The organism is Geobacter pickeringii (assembly GCF_000817955.1).
GTDB lineage: Bacteria > Desulfobacterota > Desulfuromonadia > Geobacterales > Geobacteraceae > Geobacter > Geobacter pickeringii.
On the sequence record NZ_CP009788.1, the window covers coordinates 2,019,207 to 2,037,808 of the forward strand.

The 18,602-nt window shown below is 58.0% G+C and carries 16 protein-coding genes; 1 reads left to right on the forward strand and 15 read right to left on the reverse strand.

Annotated elements, in window-relative coordinates; all coding sequences use genetic code 11:
- Window positions 1-4 precede the first annotated feature (4 nt).
- The 15 genes from GPICK_RS09080 to GPICK_RS09145 form a co-directional block, all read right to left on the reverse strand.
- Complete coding sequence (locus tag GPICK_RS09080; RefSeq protein ID WP_236685517.1) at window positions 5-1,132, reverse strand: GNAT family N-acetyltransferase; 1,128 nt, start codon at window positions 1,130-1,132, stop codon at window positions 5-7.
- Window positions 1,133-1,228: 96 nt separating this feature from the next.
- Window positions 1,229-2,395, reverse strand: a complete 1,167-nt coding sequence (locus GPICK_RS17035; RefSeq protein WP_144400076.1) for a GNAT family N-acetyltransferase — start codon at window positions 2,393-2,395, stop codon at window positions 1,229-1,231.
- Window positions 2,374-2,886: a hypothetical protein gene (locus GPICK_RS16685; RefSeq protein ID WP_144400077.1), complete on the reverse strand. Its 513-nt coding sequence runs from the start codon at window positions 2,884-2,886 to the stop codon at window positions 2,374-2,376. The genes GPICK_RS17035 and GPICK_RS16685 overlap by 22 nt, the downstream gene beginning before the upstream one ends.
- Window positions 2,883-3,800 carry an XrtA system polysaccharide deacetylase gene (locus tag GPICK_RS09090; RefSeq protein WP_052263378.1) on the reverse strand — a complete coding sequence of 306 codons (918 nt, stop codon included), beginning with the start codon at window positions 3,798-3,800 and terminating at the stop codon, window positions 2,883-2,885. Before GPICK_RS09090 ends, GPICK_RS16685 begins: the two co-directional genes overlap by 4 nt.
- A gap of 19 nt (window positions 3,801-3,819) precedes the next feature.
- On the reverse strand, window positions 3,820-5,043 hold the full coding sequence (locus GPICK_RS09095) for a TIGR03016 family PEP-CTERM system-associated outer membrane protein (protein ID WP_158414170.1): 1,224 nt from the start codon (window positions 5,041-5,043) through the stop codon (window positions 3,820-3,822).
- A gap of 71 nt (window positions 5,044-5,114) precedes the next feature.
- A complete protein-coding gene (locus GPICK_RS09100; protein ID WP_039742445.1) occupies window positions 5,115-6,278 on the reverse strand; it encodes an XrtA/PEP-CTERM system-associated ATPase in 1,164 nt (387 codons plus the stop codon).
- An 80-nt stretch (window positions 6,279-6,358) separates the two neighbouring features.
- Window positions 6,359-7,315, reverse strand: coding sequence for an XrtA-associated tyrosine autokinase (locus tag GPICK_RS09105; protein WP_084201399.1), 957 nt, complete (start codon window positions 7,313-7,315; stop codon window positions 6,359-6,361).
- 62 nt (window positions 7,316-7,377) lie between these two features.
- Window positions 7,378-8,850 carry an XrtA system polysaccharide chain length determinant gene (locus GPICK_RS09110; RefSeq protein WP_039742448.1) on the reverse strand — a complete coding sequence of 491 codons (1,473 nt, stop codon included), beginning with the start codon at window positions 8,848-8,850 and terminating at the stop codon, window positions 7,378-7,380.
- A 20-nt stretch (window positions 8,851-8,870) separates the two neighbouring features.
- Window positions 8,871-9,725 (reverse strand): XrtA/PEP-CTERM system exopolysaccharide export protein, encoded by an 855-nt coding sequence (locus GPICK_RS09115; RefSeq protein ID WP_039742450.1) that lies wholly within the window; start codon window positions 9,723-9,725, stop codon window positions 8,871-8,873.
- 38 nt (window positions 9,726-9,763) lie between these two features.
- A complete protein-coding gene (locus GPICK_RS09120) occupies window positions 9,764-11,131 on the reverse strand; it encodes a TIGR03013 family XrtA/PEP-CTERM system glycosyltransferase (RefSeq protein ID WP_039742454.1) in 1,368 nt (455 codons plus the stop codon).
- 35 nt (window positions 11,132-11,166) lie between these two features.
- Window positions 11,167-13,863: an XrtA/PEP-CTERM system TPR-repeat protein PrsT gene (prsT, locus tag GPICK_RS09125; RefSeq protein WP_236685518.1), complete on the reverse strand. Its 2,697-nt coding sequence runs from the start codon at window positions 13,861-13,863 to the stop codon at window positions 11,167-11,169.
- Window positions 13,826-14,194 (reverse strand): DNA-binding transcriptional response regulator, encoded by a 369-nt coding sequence (locus GPICK_RS09130; protein ID WP_039742459.1) that lies wholly within the window; start codon window positions 14,192-14,194, stop codon window positions 13,826-13,828. The genes prsT and GPICK_RS09130 overlap by 38 nt, the downstream gene beginning before the upstream one ends.
- Window positions 14,195-14,502: 308 nt before the next feature.
- Window positions 14,503-15,852: a sigma-54-dependent transcriptional regulator gene (locus tag GPICK_RS09135; protein WP_039742462.1), complete on the reverse strand. Its 1,350-nt coding sequence runs from the start codon at window positions 15,850-15,852 to the stop codon at window positions 14,503-14,505.
- Window positions 15,842-16,876 (reverse strand): sensor histidine kinase, encoded by a 1,035-nt coding sequence (locus GPICK_RS09140; protein WP_039742465.1) that lies wholly within the window; start codon window positions 16,874-16,876, stop codon window positions 15,842-15,844. The genes GPICK_RS09135 and GPICK_RS09140 overlap by 11 nt, the downstream gene beginning before the upstream one ends.
- A gap of 63 nt (window positions 16,877-16,939) precedes the next feature.
- Window positions 16,940-17,563, reverse strand: coding sequence for a Crp/Fnr family transcriptional regulator (locus GPICK_RS09145; RefSeq protein WP_236685519.1), 624 nt, complete (start codon window positions 17,561-17,563; stop codon window positions 16,940-16,942).
- Window positions 17,564-17,857: 294 nt separating this feature from the next.
- On the opposite strand from GPICK_RS09145, the gene GPICK_RS09150 reads away from it, so the two are divergent.
- Window positions 17,858-18,547 carry a CAAX prenyl protease-related protein gene (locus GPICK_RS09150; protein ID WP_039742471.1) on the forward strand — a complete coding sequence of 230 codons (690 nt, stop codon included), beginning with the start codon at window positions 17,858-17,860 and terminating at the stop codon, window positions 18,545-18,547.
- Window positions 18,548-18,602 lie beyond the last annotated feature (55 nt).

The window sequence follows — 18,602 nt, forward strand, 5'->3', positions numbered from 1 at the left end:
GCCGCTATCGGTATCCGCCCGTCCGGGCACTCTCTGCCATCCTTGAAATTCCCGCCTTAACCGGTGGGGGGAGAATCTTCCCAACGAACTCACGGAGACGTCGTCCCCACACCCTCCGCCGGTAGACCGCCGCACCGGTAAAATTGCCGTTAGTGACGATCAGGTCCGTCAGGCGCCGTTCGCCCGTGGCTCCGAAGCGGTATTTGTACTCTTCCCTGCCGCGCAGGAACTCGTAAGAGCTCTTCTTCTGCCGTATCGCCTCTTCGATCAGAAGCGAGATAAGCACGAAACCCACCCGATATTGTTCCCACGCGGTGCTGTAGCCCGTCTGGTAGTAGTAGATGCGGTCGCCGTAGTTGAACTGGCAGACCGTTGCCACCCGCTCGCCTCCGACTCTCAGAAAGACGAGTTCGAGCCACCCCTCGGCAAGGAAACGTTCGAAGGCGAAGCGATAGAACTGCCTCTGGGCCGCGGTGGCAAAGATCCCCTCTCCCTTTTTCTGTCGCCGCCGCTCCGTGTGCAGCCGCGCGAAGTCGTCGATGGCCGCCGGCAGATCCTTCGGGTCAGTAACGTATTCCAGGGTCATCCCCAGCTCTTCCAGCCGGCGGCGGTACCGGTAACGCTTCCGGGTATTGATGCTCAAGGACGAAAAGTACGCATCTATGCTTTCGGGAAGATCAAGGTACGGACAGAACTTGTCCGCGCGCCACACGGCGCCATTCAACCCATGCGGGCCGCCGGCCCCCAATCTTTCCACCAGTCCTGATTCGGCCGGAATGTCGGTCCATTCGGCATAGTGGAACGGCCACTCCCTTTCGAGGTAGCGGGCCAGTGCCCGGTAGACATCGTTCTCCCGCCCACGGGCGGCGATCACCTCCAGGAAATCCGAGGTCACGACCTCGCTCCCCAGAAAACGCCACGTTCTGCACGGCGGGAATACCCCTGACTGCCTGACGTACCCAGGGAAGATGCCGACGAGCTCCTCCCCGGACAGCCCCGCATCGTAAAAGAGTAGTACCAGCAACTCTGCCTCGGTACCGAACGCTTCCCACCAGGAATAGAGCCATTCATGGGACAGGAATGGATTATCCTGGGACGAGCGCGCGAGCAGGGCATTCCAGTCACCCTTCAACGAGCGGAATTCGTCACCGCGAGATATAGTCCTTGTGTTGATCATAAAGCCTATATTCCACATATTCAGGCATCAACTCCACGATATGCCGCCAGTTCAACACTTCAGGCAACGGGATGATTTGAGCCATTTGCGAAACGTGAGCGCAAGTCCAAGTGCCACACCCTTCGGTGTCCCCATGTTAATGAGCCAATAGTTGGAACTCTTGAATCGATTGTTCTCCCAGCGGCGCTTTTCTTCAGACGACTCAGGGCCAAGTTCGATTCTGGTGCATCCTCTGTCACTTACATATTCGCTTAGCGCCGCTTGGACCAACACGCCAGGTCTACAGTCACTCCAGGCGGGATCAAACCCGTACTTGAGGAAATACGCAGTTGAATTGCGGATAACCGTAATTTCATAAGCTATGTCAGCAGAATCAACTCGAAGGAATGCAAGGGTAACGTCAAATGTCTGATGCCGAGTTCCGAGCAAACCCGTATAAAATTCGGAATTCTGGTGCGTACTGAAAAGTCCGGTTCCGTCGGCGTGTTGCCATGTTTTGGAATCAAGATCGCGCAGCCTTTCGATGACTGCTGCGGGCAGTGGGGTGGTATGATAAAACTCGGTCGAAACCGTTCCCCGTTCTGCCGCTAGTTGACGACTTTCCACAAGTCTACGACGAAATTTCTTACTTTTCCCTTCCAGGAAAAAATGCCATCCACCACCAGTCTCAAAATAGGGGACTTCAAACGAATGCTCGACATGCAGCAGAAACCTCTTTGAATTCAGCGATCTCAGCACATCCATTGTGTTCCCCCCTTCGCGTACTGCAGGGAATACGAGAAGATCGGTCCGGGCAACAACCTCCCGAAGTGTTCTGCTGACAGCCTCAAGCGTAAGCTGGTCCTTCGGCTCCACTAACACATCACATTGGGGTGAATGTCCATTGGCCGGAAAAGACAGGCATTGGAAGTTGATCCCCTTGATATTTTTTCTTGTTTGGACAAGAGGTACGACAGCAGTCAGAAGTTTGTCGTTAACAGCCTTCACAAGATGTATTTTGTTGAAATTACTAAACGATCTAATCCAACATTCAAGCCAGCTCAGCGATACGAATGGATGCTCAATACCGGTGACAGCCTCAAGTCTTTCCCACCCCCCGCATACCTCTCCCATATCTTTCCAGCTATCAGCAATTTCAACTGTACAAACAGGATAAATACAATCCGGCATAAATTGTTTCCCCAGACACCCCTGTATCAGTTCATTTTCACCAGCCACGAATCCTTCCAGAAGTAGTAGCAGCAGCGGTCGCACCCTTCCTTGTCGAACATCCCGCGCCCCTCGCAGACGCAGTCGTCCAGAAGGAAACAGTCTCTGATCCTGATCATCCGCCAGGCGCGCTCGTCAAACATCGTCCGCACCTTTTTTCTGACCCGCATGCGCCGGTCGCAGAACTGCTCCATGCCCGGCATGAATTCCAGCCCCTTGCAGCGCTGCGACGCGCCGAGGGTGGCACGGATCTCGGCAAGGGAACGCACGCGGACCCAGTCGCCCTCTTCTATCGCCTCACCGGGTGATGCCGGCGGCAAGACGTCGCTGGCCGGAACTGCGGCGCGCAGTCCGGCGGGACCTCCCAGGCGCCGTTCCATGGCACGAAGGAGCCTGAGCCCCAGGAGACGGAGCCTGTCGGTCACCGCCAGCGCCTCTGCCGCGTCAGGCAGGACCTGCAGCTGGCAATTCGGATCCCTGATCAATTTAGTGTCGTTCATGGCATTGTCTCCGAACATGAACGCCAATCCCTGACAAGCTCCTGCAGCGGCATGAAGCGGAAGTCCGAAAGGAGTCTTCTGAACCGGCCCTCCGTCCTGTCGAGATTCAGGTAGTGCCGGAAGCGACTCTTGAAGCCGGCGTCCGTCATGCGCGGCTGGTCCGGATCCAGCTCCCAGGGATGCAGGTAGAAGACGAATGGACGCTTCTCCGTGCGGTTTATCCGGGTGAGTCCCCATTTCACAAAGCGGTAGGGGAAAAGGCGAAAATAGCCGCCTCCGGCGATCGGCACCCCCTTCCCCGCCACGGCGAGAGTCGTGATCGGAATCTCCACCATCTGCCGCTGCTCCCCGCACGCACCGTCGCCACCGGGAACCTTCCCGGCCGGACTCCATTGCCCGCTCGGGCCGCGGGAAACGACAAAGGGGAAGCGAGGCCAGTCAGGAATGCCGTAGAGGTCGTGACGCACCGGAAAGACACTGGAATCGTACCGGTAACCGGCATCGACCAGTTCGTCATACGCCCAGAGGGATGCGGCCGAAATCGAGTAGCTCGGCGCCCGGTAACCGATAACCGCCTCGCCGATAAGATCCTCGAGCAACGCCTTGCTGGCGCGGACGTCATCGCGAAACTCCCGTCTCTCCTGGGTATGTACCCGCTTATGCCCATACCCGTGACTTGCAACCTCGTGCCCCCGGGAATGTATCTCCTTTACGAGTGAGGGAATTCTCTCCGCCACCCAGCCGAGAATGAAGAATGTCGCCCGAACGGCATGTGAATCAAGCAGGTCGAGGATCCTCGCCGTGTTCTCCTCCACCCGCAAGGGGTAGGTGTGCCACTGGTCGCGGCGCACGCATTTCTCGAAGGCGGAGACATGAAAGTAATCCTCAACATCGATGCTCAGGGCATTGATCATCAACGGCTCCTGACCGCGGCTAGAAAATCTTTCGCAATTCCAGGATGGCGCGGTTTATCTCCCGGTTGTCGCCAACCACCGTCGGCGAGTAGTAGTCGACGTAGATATAGGTTGCCGTCAGGGTGAATCCTTCGCTTAGCAGGTAGCTGAGGCTGGCAGTCGCAAAATATCGGCGCGGAGTGTTGAGCATGTAGCTCCTGACGAAGTTGTCGGCCTCGAAGCCTGCGGAGCCCGTCAGACTGGGAACGAGCTCGTATCTCGCCCGGACGCCGGCCGTGTATCTCGTGGTATCGATGGTGCCGGGGCCGATCCGGTCGAAGTCCGAATAGTTGAGGAAGAGCGACGCCTCTCCCCTCCCGAAGAGATAGTCGAGCCCGCCGGAATAAAACGTCTCCTTCGTGAGGTTGCTCTGCGGGTCCTCCGTGTACTTGACGCCGGTATTGACGTGCGCCGTCAATGAGTCGAACGTTTTCGAAAATCCGGCATTCCAGAAAACATTCCCCACGTTCTGCCCGAAGTCGTAGCGGATCGAGGTGTATCCCACCTGTCCGAAAAGATACGACCGTTCGTCGAATTCATACCGTCCCCCCACGTACCCGTCATGCTTGTCGTAATCGTTCAGGCTGCTGTCCTGATGGGTGAAGGTATAGCCAGCGGTGAACGTCGTCCGGGGGGTGATCTCGTAGGCCAGCTCGCCAAAGCCGCTATGGTCGGTCCGGTCAACGCCGGTGGGCTCCTTGTACCAGGTATTCATGTACCGGTAGCCGGTCTTGAGCTTCGCTTTCGGGTTCAGACGCCAGACAAAATAGGGAGAGACCGTGAAGGTGTTCCGGTCGGACTGGTTGAAGAAGAGGCTCTCACCGGTATTGTCCCGCGTCACGTCGAGCGAAACCTTCTTGTATATCTCATCGAGGTCCACGAAGAAGAATTCGTCCACCACCCTGATCTGTCCTTTCACCGCGGCGTCATGGGTAATTTCATCGCTCCGGTTCCGCTTGGCGTAGTAGCGATAGTCGAACGTGTACCGCCCGTCCCAATCCCACCGTGGAGCCTTGTAAAGAAGCGAAATGCCGGGGAGCACCCGCGTTATGAAGTCAGACTTTTTGTCCGTGGATCGCTCCAGGACGTTGTCGGTGTACTCCTCGCTGACGGCAAGCGACGGGTGGAACGAGAACTCGGTTGCGAATGAAACGCTGCTGCAACAAAGAAACAGTGCCGCCGTGGCCAATACATGCGATCTCATAAGCCCCCTCCACACATTAAATGAACAGTCAACCATTTCGGGCAATGCCGGCTTCAACACTCAAATCGCCGTTATCCGCCGAACAGTCTCCGGATGAGCCCCGAACGCGGCAGCAGCTCTTCATCCCGCTCCGAGATCGAACCGCAGGAGAGGCTGCGGACCTTTTCGAGCTCCTTTCGCAGCTCCCCCATACAACTGTCCACTTCGCCCACGTGGAACTTGAATGCGTTCTCCAGGCGGGAAAAACGATCGTTCATACTGACAAACAGTTCCGGATTCAGTTTCGTCAGGCCGCTCTCCAGCGTCTCCAACCGATGGCCCAGATCGCGCAGCAATGCCGACAGCTCATCACGGTACGGTTCCACGGGGGGGACGGTCGCCTCGACCGGCAGCGGAGGAAGATCCGCGCCTGCCGGATTCCAGTAGTTACGCTCGAAGTCGAGGTCGCCGACGATGTCCTGAACCATGTCGCCCGCGACCCGGTGCGTCTCCTCGGCAAAGGCGGAAAGCATGATGAAGTCGCAGATGATGTTGATCAGCCGCGGAATCCCCCTGCTGTACCGGTGGACAATGTCGAGCGCCTCGGGGGCAAACTCGACCGCGTCCCGGTTGCCGGCCACCTCGAGCCGGTGGAGGATGTAGCTGCGCATCTCCTCGACGCTCAGCGGCGTCAGGTTGCAGTTGATGTTGATCCGCTGCCGGAACTGCACCATGCTCGGGTCGGCGAGGGTGGCCCGAAGCTCCGGTTGCCCCACGAGTATTATCTGGAGGAGCTTTGCGTTGTCGGTTTCGAGGTTCGAAAGCATCCGCACTTCTTCCAGGAGGTCTGCCCCCAGATTCTGGGCCTCGTCGATGATGAGGACCGGCTGCCGCCCCCTGGCAAACTGCTCGATCAGGTAATCGTTCAGCTCCCGAAGCAGCGTCACCTTGTCCTTGCCGCCGGTGGCAATGCCGAAATCATCGGCAATCATGGCGAAGAGCTGGTCCGCATCGACCCGGGTGTTGAAGATGCGGGAAAAAACGATCCGGTCATCGCGCTGCTTCAGAAGATTGCGGATGATGGTGGTCTTGCCCGTGCCGATGTTCCCCGTCAACAGGATGAACCCCGCTCTCTCCCGAATCCCGTAGTCGAGATACATGCAGGCCCGCTTGTGGGCCCTGCTCATGAAGAGAAAGTCGGGATTGGGAAGCAGGTCGAACGGCTTGGTCGTCAGATTGAAAAAGGATTCATACATTCGGGCACCAGTCTGTTCTGCCCGCGAGCAGGCGCGGGATATGCCGGCATCTCAGCATCCGGCGGCAGCCTTGCTGCGGCTCACGCAGTCTTCCCCTGACGCAGCCGTCCCCAGAGCCCTTTCGGCTCCTTGGGAGGAACGGAGGGTGCGGCGCCATTGCCACGGCCAGCGGGAGGAGCGGCCTTCGCTTCGGAGCGGGGCCGGTAACCGCGGTAATAGTCGTACTTATCACCGAGGTTTTCGGTTCGCGCCTCGTTGTAGACAATGCCGATCACCTTGCGCCGGTCGATGGTCGTGACCGCCTCGTCGATTGACTTCAGCGAATTTTCGCCTTCCTTGACCACGAAAATCACGCCGTCCACCATCCGGGAGAGGGAACGGGTCTCGGCGAAGGGGAGGACGGGCGGGGTGTCAATGATCACATAACGGTCGGGATACCGCGCCTTGATCTCATCCAGCAGATCCTTCATCCGCTGTGATGAAAGCAGCTCCACGGGATTTTTCACGGCCGCGCCCGCCGGAAGCACCGTGAGGCGGCCAATGCCGGTCTTGTGCAGGATATCGGGGAGGTTGCCCCCCTTGGCCAGATACTCGGAAAGCCCTTTCTCGACGGTCATCCCCAGGTACCCAGGGATGGACGGCTTGCGCAGGTCGGCGTCGATCAGCAGCACGGTATGGTCGAACTCCTGGGCGAGCGTGATCGCGAGGTTTAGGGAGGTAACGCTCTTCCCCTCTCCGTCCATGGCACTCGTCACCATGATCATGTTGTTGAAACCGGCCTGCTTGGTTGCGGCAACGATCTCCGACTTGAGCTTCCGGTACTGCTCGGTAACCGGCGAATGGGGGTCGTTCAGCGTCGCCAGCAGCGGATTGCTGCAGTCCGTCAGCGGCTCCGACGAAACGGCGAGCGGCGGGGGGAGCGGCGGGGGCTCCCCCAGGGGAGCTTCGTGCCGGTTCTTCAGGGGTGCCGGATCATTGGGGGGTGCGGTATCACGCGACCGTGCAGCCTTCTCAAGCGCCTGTTCGATTCTGCTCATTTCAATTCCTTTCCGGAACATGGTGTCATTGCTGGATGTTGCCCTCAGCGTCCCTTCTGGCGCTACAGCATCGCATTCAGCTTGCTCACGAGGTGATCGACGGGAGAGATGCTCAGGGCCTCGAGCACGATCAACGTGACAATTATGACGAAACAGAGACCGGCGCTCACGTATAGTCGGATGTCGCCCAGCCTCTCGCGGCGCTCTGCCTGCTCGCTCCGCATCTTCGGTATGACCGCAAGGACGGGAATCGCCATGGTCTTGAGGGTATCGACGTTTTTGACCGAGCTGTCGAGCTGGTCGAACAGGACCAGCAGTCCGAGGGCACCCGCAAGTCCCGCCACGATCCCCATCAGCATGATCCTGACCCGGTTGGGGCTGATGGGTGACAGCGGCAGCACCGCCGGATCGACGATCCTGAAGGTGGTGGTCTTGTCCTGAACCTCCATCTGCTTCGAGACCTCGGACTGGCCGTGCCGCGACATCAACTGGTCGTACAGTTCCTTGCGGTTTTTCTTTTCGAGTTCGAGCTTCTCGAGTCCGGCCTTTGCCGACGGAATGCTCCTGAGGAGTGCCTGGTTAGTGGCGATGTGGCGCTTGAGCCCCTCCTCGCTGACCTTGAGGGCGTTCAGCTCGGCCTCGGCCTTCTCCACCTCATTCTGATCGATTATCGTTTCGCCGGACCCCTTCCTCCCCTTCATCTGCTCTCGAAGCGTTTCGACTTCACCTTTGACCCTGATGACTTCGGGATAACTGTCGGTGTAGGCGACGCGGAGCTCTTCGAGTTGCTTCTGCAACGCAACAAGCTTCACCTGAAGCAGATCGGCCGCCTTGCGGGTCACGGGACGCAGCGCTTCGAGGTGCCGCCGCCGCAACTGCATATCGTAGAGTTTCTGCTGGGCGAGGTTGATCTCCTCGAAGAGTTTCGCCTCGTCAATGGCGATCACCCCTCCCTTGTCGGTCTTGTATCGGTTCAGCTCGTCCTCGGCCTTGACGAGTTTGTCCCGGAAGGTATCGATCTGCTCGGAGAGGAAGGTTATGGCACCGTACGACTCCTCGCGCTTGGAGGAGACGTTCTGCTCGATATAGCGGCGCACCAGGGTATTCACGAAGTCCCGCGCGACCCGGGGGTTTCCGTCGACGTAGGAAATGAGAAAAATGTTGTCCTTGACCAGCTTAACGTTCGTGTTCTTCTGGATCGCCTTGATCCGTTCCTCCAGATCCTTGTCATTCATTTTTCCAAGGTTGAGATCGAGGTCATCCATGACCTTCTGGATGAGCGTCCGGCTCGTAATGGCATAATTGAGCCCCTTGATCTCCTGATCCATGGAGGGGGTTACGGCGATCCCCTTCACGAGCTCGGCGATGACGTTCTTCTCGATAAAGACGGTGCTTTTAGCCTCATACCGCTTGGGGAGCAGATAGCTGAGCAGCACCGCAAGGAGCATGATACCGATCGCCGCCCCGGCGTAGAACCGCTTCCTCGACTTGACGAGGAGGAGATATTTCCGGTAGTCCATTTCCGAATGTGCCATTCGTTGTCCCGATGTCTGCATTAGAACATCCCCTCCTTGACGATGATGTAATCACCGGCCTTGAGTTTAAGGTTCTGTCCCAGATCGCCATCGTTCACCAGGTCTTTGGCCCGGACCTCGAGCATCAGGTCCCTGCTCCCGTCCTTGCGGTGGATTACGGTGTCGTTCTGCTTGGCGAACTTGGTAAATCCCCCCGACTCGAGGATCGCCTCCATGACGGTCATTCCGTCGCGGTACTCAATCGCCTTGGGTGCATTGACCGCCCCCAGGACGTACACGTTGCGGTCCACAAGGGGAGGAATAAATATGGAATCGTTGGACTCGATCATGAAATCGTCGTTGGTATCGCCCGTTACGTACAACTTGTAGAAGTCTTCCTTCACCCTCTTCCCATTCCTGAGGACATAGGCCTTGCGGTAATCGGCAGCCCGGGGTGGACCCGATGCCGCGGTTCCGGTGGTGCTGGCCGGCGGCGGGTTATGACCGATCATGCACAGCAACTGCAGAAGAGTGGTACGCCGGTTGAGGTCGAAGATTCCCGACGGCACCCCCCCGCCGAAGATGTAGACCTTGCTGTTGGTTATCTCTTTCACCGTAACCGTGACGATGGGGTTCTTGACGAGCTCCTTCAGCCTCTTGGCAATATCGACCTGCAGGTCCTTCGGCACGAAGCCGCTCGCCTTGACATCGCCGAGGCCGGGAATCGTGATCTTGCCGTCCGGTCTCACCTTGACCGACACGTTCAGATCCTTCACCCCCCAGACCGAAACGTCGAGGCCGTCCCCTTCCCCGATGACGTAGTCGCCTGCCAGGGCAGGAACCGACACTGCCGTCACCAGAACAATCAGCAAATACGCAAGAAGGTTATGCTTCATCGGTACACCTCCTACAGCAAAGTATGCGAACCACCCGCTCAGCGACCGCCACGCTGGAAAAGAACAACCTTGATCGTTTCCAGTATGATCATGAGATCGAAGATCACGGAAAGGTTCTTGATGTAATACAGGTCGTAACGGAGCTTCTCCACGGCATCCTCCACCGAGGCGCCGTACGGATAACGCACCTGCGCCCAGCCGGTCACGCCGGGTTTCACGTAGTGGCGCTCCGAATAGTAGGGAATGACCGTGTTAAGCTTCTCGACGAATTCGGGACGCTCCGGTCGTGGTCCGACGAGGCTCATGTCGCCCCTGAGGACGTTGATGAATTGGGGGATTTCGTCGATGCGGCTCTTACGCAGGAAGCGGCCAAGCCTGGTGACGCGCGGGTCATCCTTCTGAGCCCAGACCGCACCGGTTCCCGCCTCGGCGTCCTGTCGCATGGTCCTGAATTTGTACAGGAAAAAGGGTTTGCCCCGTTCACCGACCCGCTCCTGCCCGAACAACACCTGACCGGGAGAGTCGAGTTTGATTGCCAGGGCGATTATCGGCACGAACGGAAGAACGAGAACACTGCCGACTAAGGCGCAGCAGATGTCGATGCCGCGTTTGACGAAACGGGTGATGGCAGTCACGCGGAATCCCTGTGAGAAGATGAACCAGCTGGGGCTGATGTTTTCTATCAGGAGCTTGCCGGTCACCGATTCGTAAAATGAGGGCGCATCAACGACGTCAACGCCGCTCATTTTGCAATTCAGAACATCCCGCAGGGGGAAAACGCCGCGTCGCTCGTTGAGTGAAACGACGATCTGGTGGGCCCGCTGACGGCAGACGGTTTCATAGAGGGCGCTTTCAGTGCCGACGATGGCACTGGCGGGGACGTAGACCGGCTCGTGGGGGCACGTTACGTACCCGGAGAGGGTATAGTTGTGCTGAGAAGAGGTGACCAGGTTTCCAATCTGGCTTGCAAGCGGCCCCGTGCCGAGGATCAGAATCCGCTGTGAAAATCCGGGGAAGATGAGTCCTCCCCGGCTCCCCACGTGCCAGAGGAACTGGAGGAGGCCGAAACCGGCCAATGATAACGCCAGAACCCGCCTGCTGGGGCTGTACATGATGGCCGGGAAGAGATAATAGACGGACGACAGAGCAAAGAACGAGATCACCAGTGACAGGAAAATCCTCCCTGACGCTTCCCTCGGCTTCAGTTCCCGGTCTGGATGGTAGAGTTCCACGAAAAACGCCGAGAATATCATGACGAACACGAACAAGCCGACGCGCACTCCCCCCAGGCCGGAAAATCTGGCGATGTCGGGCATCTCGTTATAGCGAAGCCAGAAGGCCGCGATAACTGCCGAGCATGCACAGAGGATGTCACCGATTATGAGCGTAAGGAATCGTCTGTTCACAGTTATGGCTCTCCCGTGCGCCTCCGACGCGCCGGTCAGTTCCGGGCCGTCAGTTCACCGAGAAGCTTGCGGGCCTGGTCCGCTTCGGGGAAATTTCCCATCTGGAGGGCCTGCTGCAAATGCGTGACAGCCCCGGACCGGTCTCCCGTCGCCTTGCAGGCAAGCGCCACGTGATACCGCACCGACGGGTTCTTGGGAAGCAGCCGCACCCCTTTATCGAGGATCTTCCGTGCGTCATCGCCCCTGCCGTTCTTGAGAAGTGCATACCCGAACGTATCCAGTATGGCCGGATTCTCAGGATCTTTTTTGAACGCCATCAGGGAGAGGCGCAACGCCTCGTCGCGCGGGCCGAATCCGTCCGCATAGAGGTAGGCAAGATTATTGAGGGCCGGCACATAGTCCTCACCCTTTGCCAGCGCCTGGCGGTATTTGGCAGCCGCTTCCCGTTTCTTGTTCTTGAGCTCCAGCAGCATCCCCTGGGCGGCATAGGCCGGCGCGAAATCGGGGTTTGTCTTGATGACCCGCTCGTAGGCATCGGAGGCGGCAGCAAGATCACCGTTTCGCGCATAGAGATCGCCCAACTGCATCGTCCCCTTGACATTGTTCGGTTCGATCCTGAGACCGTTGCGGGCCTCCTGGATCGCCTTCGGATACTCTCCCTGGCTGGCGAGAACGGTCGACAGGACCAGATACCCGAAGGCGGAATTGGGGCGGAGGGTTATGATGCGCCGCGCCTCATCCAGAGCCTTCCGGTTCTCCTTCATCTGGGCATAGACGCCGACCTTGAGCAGCAGTGCCTGTTCCGGTGCCATGGAAGCCATGTCGTCCAGAATCTTTATCGCCTCCGGATACTTCTTCTGCGCGACAAAGATCCGCGCCTTCTGGGCATATGCATCGCTGTTGCGCGGGAATGCCTTGAGTTCCGCATCGAGCACGGAAAGGGCCTTGGCGTATTCTCCCCTCTTGGCGTGATAACCGGCGAGGGCCTGGAAACCGGCCAACTCCCCGGTCTCACGCGCTTTGCCATACCAGGCGAATGCCTCCTTCTCATCTCCCTTGAGCTCGGAGAGAACCGCCATGCCAAGCAGAGCCTTGAGATTTCGCGGTTCGCGCTGAATCACCCCCTGATACTCGCGGACAGCCAGATCCAGGTTGCCGGACGCGGCATGGCACGTCGCCAGATTGAAGGCCGCCGGAGCAAAGGCCGGGTCAGCCTCCTTGGCCTTCTGGAGACACTTGATCCCTTCCTCGCGCTTCTTGTCGGCAAACATGACGGCCGCCATGGTGTTGTACAGCACCGCGTCGTCCTTCTTGCCGGTAAGTCCCTGGCGCAGGGTGGCCAGCGCCTTGTCGTAATTGTTCTGGCGCATCTGGTAGGCGGCAAGGATAAGACGGGAGTTCAGAACGTCCGGAGCGACCTTGACCGCCGTAGTGAAGTCGGTTTCCGCCTCATGAACCCGTCCGCGGCTCAACTTGAAAAGCCCCTTCTTGAGGTGGGCATCGATGATTTTCGGGTCGATCTCGGTTGACTTATTGAGGTACTTCATCCCCTCGTCATACATCCCTTTCGCCATATAGGCGCTGCCGATGATATTGCATGCAAGGGCATTGCGGCTGTCAGTCTCAAGAGCCTTGGAGGCCTCGGCGAGGGAGTCGTCGACCCGCTTCTGCTTGAGCAGGATCAGTGCGGTCAGCAGCCGCGCCTGGACGAATTCCGGCTTGTGGTCGAGGATGCGCCGGAACTGGCTGAGGGCGTTCTCCAACTCGCCCCGATTGAACAGGCTCAAGCCGAGATAGTAGTAACCTTCGATGGCAGGCGAATACTTCACCGAGGTCTGCAAGGCGGTGATGGCGTCGGCGTAGCTTTTTTTCTGGTACGCCACGAGTCCCTTCAACCGATAGCCCTCACCTCGCTGGGGGAATTGCTGAATCATGGTTTCCGCCAGCTGGTCAGCTTTTCCAAGGTCCCCCGATTCAATATGGATTATCCCCTCGCGGTAACGCGGCGCGGGATCCGTGGGAGCGAGCTCGGCCTGCTTCCGGTACAGTTCAAGGGCCCGGCCGCGGTTGCCGAGAAAGACTTCGAACGATGCCAACAGGCTGTATGCTCGTGAATTGCGCGGTTCGGCACGCAGGATTTCGTCGATGAGAGCCCGGGCCTCTTTTTCCCTCACGGCACCTGACTCCATGAGCACCCCCGCCAGTTGCAGCTTGGCGTTTGCCCGGCCTGGCTCCATTCTGAGCGCTTCACGAAGGCAGCGCTCGGATTCGGCTTGCATCCCCTTGAGGGCATAGCTTGTCCCCAGAAGTTCCTGAGCTTCTGCCGACGCGCCCTGGGATTTCACGTACTGCTGAAGCTCGCGGATCGCCTTGTCGACGGATCCCGAAGCGTTGTACCCCCTGGCAAGCTCAAGCGCCACGTCGCTCCGGGACGGGTTTTGCTTCCTGACCTTCAGGAACTCCTTTTCGGCCTGCTCGTATTTGCCGATGGAAACGTACGCCTTGGCAAGCTGGAAGCGTGCATCCAGAAAATTCTGGTCCTTATCCAACACGCTTTTGAACAGCACGATGGCGCCGTTCGGATTTCCGCCGGCGAGTTGCTTCACCCCTTCGGCATACAATTGGTCTTTGCTTTTCCCCCCGCAACCAGCCGACACCAGGAATACAAGGGCAAAAACCATCAACGAAACTGTTCTAAACAATGTTGTACCCTCCCGGCAAGGTGAGCTCATTATTCATGAACTGCCTGACAAGCTGCAGGAACTTGTCGTAATTAAGAGGCTTCATCAGGCAGAGGGACCGCTCCAGCCCTTCGAGAAAAACGAGCAGTTCCCGACTGATATGATCGGTCAGAACGATCACCGGCAGGCTCACCTTGCCGGCATCGTTGAAGAAGCCCGATCCGAACGGATAGCTGGCGATCACCAGCCCGACCCCGTCAGAACTTTCCAGCGGGGCTCCCTGACAGAGGGCTTCCGCACAGTACCCCTCCGACTGGAGGATCGCCGAGCAGACCCGTGAAAATCCCGATTCGTCTATTATGAGTATTTTGTCTTTTTTCATTACAGTGTATTCAATCAGCAAAGAGGATACCCGCCTACCGTGTTCCCTCAATTTTTGTACCTGCGAAACAAATTATCACCTCATCATACTGTTATTGTTATATTTATTTTTGCAACAGGAAGCAGCGGTGTACCTCACTATCTCCCGCTTCCCGTGAGAACAGACACAAAACTGTTTCCGTTGGAAACAATTTTAACCAATTAATATTTTCAAACAAAAAAAGTGTATCCAGAGGATACACTTTTGAGGAGAACACATGGGATGGGGCTGAAATACTGCTGCTATGCTGTAACCATTGGAAACACTAATTAAAGATTCAGCTCGCCCAAGCGCTTGTAGAGTGCCTTGCGGGAGATGCCGAGAGTCTTGGCCACGAGGGATTTGTTCCCCCGGCATTCCCGCAGCGCCTTGCGGATGGCGTCAGACTGCAGCTCGCGAAGTGTCTTGCCGTCGCCGCCGCCCCTCTCGCCGGCCTCACCGCCGATGATATCGTCGGGAAGCTGACGTGGCGTGATTCTTCCCCCCTTCGCGAGAACCGCCGCTCTCTCGATGATATTGCGGAGCTGGCGGATATTGCCCGGCCAGTCATAATCGCAGAGGCTACGGACCACCTCGTTGCTCAGGTCAAGCTCCTTCCCCTCCTTGAGTCCGAACTCCCTGCAGAATTCGGCGGCCAGAAGCGGGATGTCGTCCTTGCGCTGGCGCAGGGGAGGAACGTTGATCTGGACCACATTGAGCCGGTAGTAGAGATCTTCCCGGAATGTGCCGGCGGCGACATCTTTTTTCAGGTCGCGGTTGGTGGATGAAATGACCCTGAAATTGACCCGGATCTTCCGGTTGCTCCCGAGCCGTTCGATTTCTTTCTCCTGAAGGACACGGAGCAGTTTCGCCTGGAGGGAAAGCTCAAGCTCTCCAATCTCGTCGAGGAAGATCGTCCCCTCCGAAGCCGCTTCGAAACGTCCGACGCGCCGGGCAACGGCGCCGCTGAACGCCCCCTTTTCGTAGCCGAACAACTCCGACTCCATCAACTCCCGGGGGATGGCGGCACAGTTCACGGCGACAAACGGCTTGTCGCGGCGGATGCTGCCATAGTGCAGCGAACGGGCGATCAACTCCTTGCCCGTCCCGGTCTCTCCGCTGATGAGCACGCTGCTCCCCGAGTCCTTCACCGCCTCGATAACCTCGTAGATTCTCACCATCTCGAGATTGCCGCCAATGATCCGCTCCGCCCCCGTTTCTCCCGCAAGACGCTTGCGCAGTTGGGCCAGTTCGCGCTTCAAGGTGCACTGCTCCACCGCCCGGGCGAGCATTCCCTTGAGTTTCAGGTAGTCGGGCGGTTTGATGAAGTAGTAATAGGCACCGCGCGTAATGGCATGGACCGCCGAATCGACCGAACCGTAGGCGGTCAGGAAGATGACGGGGATTTCCGGAAACCGCTCGCTGGCGAATTCGAACAGTTGCATGCCGTCTTTGCCCGGCATTTTCATGTCGGTGATGATGGCGTCGATGTCCTTCCTCGAAAGTATCGCCTCCGCCTGGGGGACGTCGGCCGCGCAAAATACCCGGTAACCGTCATCGGAAAGTATCGCGGAGAGAACCTTCGCCGCATTTGGCTCATCGTCGACAACCAGAACTCTCCCCCGCGCCTCAGTTGGCATCGCCGCACTCCCCGCATCCGGACACGGGAAGGACAATGAGCACCGTTGTGCCCCCCTCCCGGTTGCCGCTTATTTCAATACTTCCACCGTGATGTCGTATGATTTCACGGGTGATGAACAGTCCGAAGCCCCTTCCCTTCTTCCGGGACGACCACTTGGGAAACCCATCGGGGGCAACAACGCCTCCCGGAGCCATCCCCGTACCGGTGTCCGATATCTCGATGGATACCGACGCGGCGTCAGAGGGAGCGCTGACCGCTGTTCGAAGCGTAACGGATCCCCCCCGCGGCATGGCACCGATCGAGTTGTTTATGACGTTGAGGATGGCGTGTCCCATGTTGAACGAATCGATATAAAGCGTGGGGAGCTCCCCGAATTCGGTGGCAAATACGACCCCGCTCGCCTGGGCCTGAAAGGACGCGAGCTTGACGATCTTCGAGATAAGGTCGTTGAGCTGGACCTGCTCCCGGTGTGTCTCAAGACAGGATGTGCTGAGGAACTCCGTGATAAAGCGGTCAAGCCGCCCGATTTCCTCGTTGATGATCGCGGCGAACTCACCGAAGGTGGCGTCCGAACGGTATTTCTCATTGAGATACACCATCGCCCCCTTGATGGCATTCAGGGGGTTTCTGACGCCGTGGGCCAGGGTAACCGAGACCTTGCCAATATCAATCAGGGGGTGAACATGCTCGATTTCACCGAGCGCGGCACATCCCGGCAGCGCATGGATATCCACGTCGGCGCCGACGCATCGGGAGCTCTCGTCAATAAGGGGCTCGATTTCAATATCAGCCGCCTGTATTTCTCCGTAAAAACAAAACATTCGATATCCTTTAAGTGTCAGATGCGTGCGAATCTCCATCGCACGGTGTACGGCATCCTCCTGCCCATCCCAGAGGCGGGGGATGCATTCATAGTAATGCGCCCCCCGGGAGGCGGCGAGGCAGTCGGCATGGCTCCCCGTCGTGCCGCTGCATGAAAGGAGCCTCAACTCCGTGTCGACTCTGAAGGAATAACGTTTCATGCGCGGTCATTCCCGGTCGACCCGGAAGATGTCGCCTCAAGCCGGCCCTCCGGTCGGCAGGGATCAGGCAAAGTCGTCCGCCTTCCTGAACGCCTTGGTGAGCAGAATCTGGTGTGACCCCACCAGCTCGATCTCGTTCTGTTTGCGCAGAGACGTCATGAGCCTGCTCACGGTCTCCCGGGCAAGATTGGTGTATGAGGCAAAATCCTTGTGGGTGAGCTTCATCGTAATTATGACCCCCCGGGCATCCATGACGCCGTGCCTCTCGCCCAGATACTGCAGGACGGTGCGCAACCGCCGCTCAGCGTCGGTGCAGCCGAACACTTTCAGCATCAGCCATGCATCCCGCAGGCGGATGCAGAGCAGTTCGATAATCTTTTCCACCACTTTCCGATTGGACTTCGAGAAGCGGTCGAAGTCGTCCTTGCCGAAAAGCCCCACCGTCGTATCCTCCAGGGCAACGACCGTGGCCAGGGAGGTCTTGCCATCCAGCAGTGCCATTTCCCCGAAAAAATCTCCCCGTTTGTGGATCGCGAAGAGAAGCTCCCTGCCATCGGCTCCGGAGCGAATCACCTTCACCTTGCCCGACATAACGACGTACATGTACCGGTTCGAATCTTCTTCGGTGAGAATCGTCTCGAATTTCCTGAACCGGCGCCTTTTGACGAAGGACAGCAGGTCCTCCAACTCATTGCTGTCGAGCGACGAAAAAAGGGGAACTTTTGCGATCAGCTTCCCAAGTTCGCTATTTCTATCTTCTGGAGACATGGTCGCTTCCCCCAACGGAAGAAACATTTTTAATTGGATTATACCAAACAGAAACGTTTCAGCCATCCGTAAGGAGGATTCCAAATGAGTTCCTCCCCATTTGCCAGAATCTCTTCGCGGCGGCCGTCGTCGTTTGCAAAGTTGGGAAACGCCTCTAAAATTCTGGGTACACCGTCGCGCCCGTCGCGGACACCTGACTATGGAGGCCATATCGTGACAACCGGTACCGCTGCTGCGAGAATCGTCCCTTTCGCCACGTACATGGCGTTCATAGCCATCGAGGAGCTCCTGCGCTATGCCATCGACCACGGGATGGCGCCGGGAAGCGAGAAGTCGCTGCTCTTCGTTTATCCGGTTAAAATAGCCATAGTGGTGGCGACGCTTCTCTATTTCCGACGGTCGTACGACGAGCTGCGCGGCTCCGACCTTCGCCGCATTCAGAACCTGGTCATATCGCTCATCGTCGGCATCGTGACCTTTCTCCTCTGGATCAACATGGACTGGCTCCTGGGCGCAAGCTCTCCCCCCCAGGGGTTCAATCCCACCGTTTTCGGGGAAGGCCACGTGCGGACAGCGCTGATACTCCTTCGCCTCTGCGGCGCGGTCCTGGTCGTTCCCGTAATGGAAGAGCTCTTCTGGAGATCGTTCTTTATCCGCTACATCATCGACGGCAATTTCCAGCAGGTACCCATCGGCCGCTTCACCTGGGCGTCGTTCCTCGCCACCGTCGTCCTGTTCGGTGTCGAGCATCATTACATACTCGCCGGGATTGCCGCGGGAATTCTCTACAATCTCCTGCTCTACCGCACCAGAAGCATCGCCCACTGCGTGGTTGCCCATGCGGTGACCAACCTTGCCCTCGGCATATACGTTCTCCGGACGGGCGAATGGAGATTCTGGTGATCTTGGCCGGCAATCCCCCTCACGCTGCGCCCGGCGCCACCAAACGCAAAACGGC

What these genes read in the sequence shown, in the direction of transcription:
- GPICK_RS16685 (WP_144400077.1), bottom strand. Translation starts at nt 2,886, where the DNA reads ATGAACGACACTAAATTGATCAGGGATCCGAATTGCCAGCTGCAGGTC.
- GPICK_RS09090 (WP_052263378.1), bottom strand. Translation starts at nt 3,800, where the DNA reads ATGATCAATGCCCTGAGCATCGATGTTGAGGATTACTTTCATGTCTCC.
- GPICK_RS09095 (WP_158414170.1), bottom strand. Translation starts at nt 5,043, where the DNA reads ATGAGATCGCATGTATTGGCCACGGCGGCACTGTTTCTTTGTTGCAGC.
- GPICK_RS09100 (WP_039742445.1), bottom strand. Translation starts at nt 6,278, where the DNA reads ATGTATGAATCCTTTTTCAATCTGACGACCAAGCCGTTCGACCTGCTT.
- GPICK_RS09105 (WP_084201399.1), bottom strand. Translation starts at nt 7,315, where the DNA reads ATGAGCAGAATCGAACAGGCGCTTGAGAAGGCTGCACGGTCGCGTGAT.
- GPICK_RS09110 (WP_039742448.1), bottom strand. Translation starts at nt 8,850, where the DNA reads ATGGCACATTCGGAAATGGACTACCGGAAATATCTCCTCCTCGTCAAG.
- GPICK_RS09115 (WP_039742450.1), bottom strand. Translation starts at nt 9,725, where the DNA reads ATGAAGCATAACCTTCTTGCGTATTTGCTGATTGTTCTGGTGACGGCA.
- prsT (WP_236685518.1), bottom strand. Translation starts at nt 13,863, where the DNA reads ATGAGCTCACCTTGCCGGGAGGGTACAACATTGTTTAGAACAGTTTCG.
- GPICK_RS09130 (WP_039742459.1), bottom strand. Translation starts at nt 14,194, where the DNA reads ATGAAAAAAGACAAAATACTCATAATAGACGAATCGGGATTTTCACGG.
- GPICK_RS09135 (WP_039742462.1), bottom strand. Translation starts at nt 15,852, where the DNA reads ATGCCAACTGAGGCGCGGGGGAGAGTTCTGGTTGTCGACGATGAGCCA.
- GPICK_RS09140 (WP_039742465.1), bottom strand. Translation starts at nt 16,876, where the DNA reads ATGAAACGTTATTCCTTCAGAGTCGACACGGAGTTGAGGCTCCTTTCA.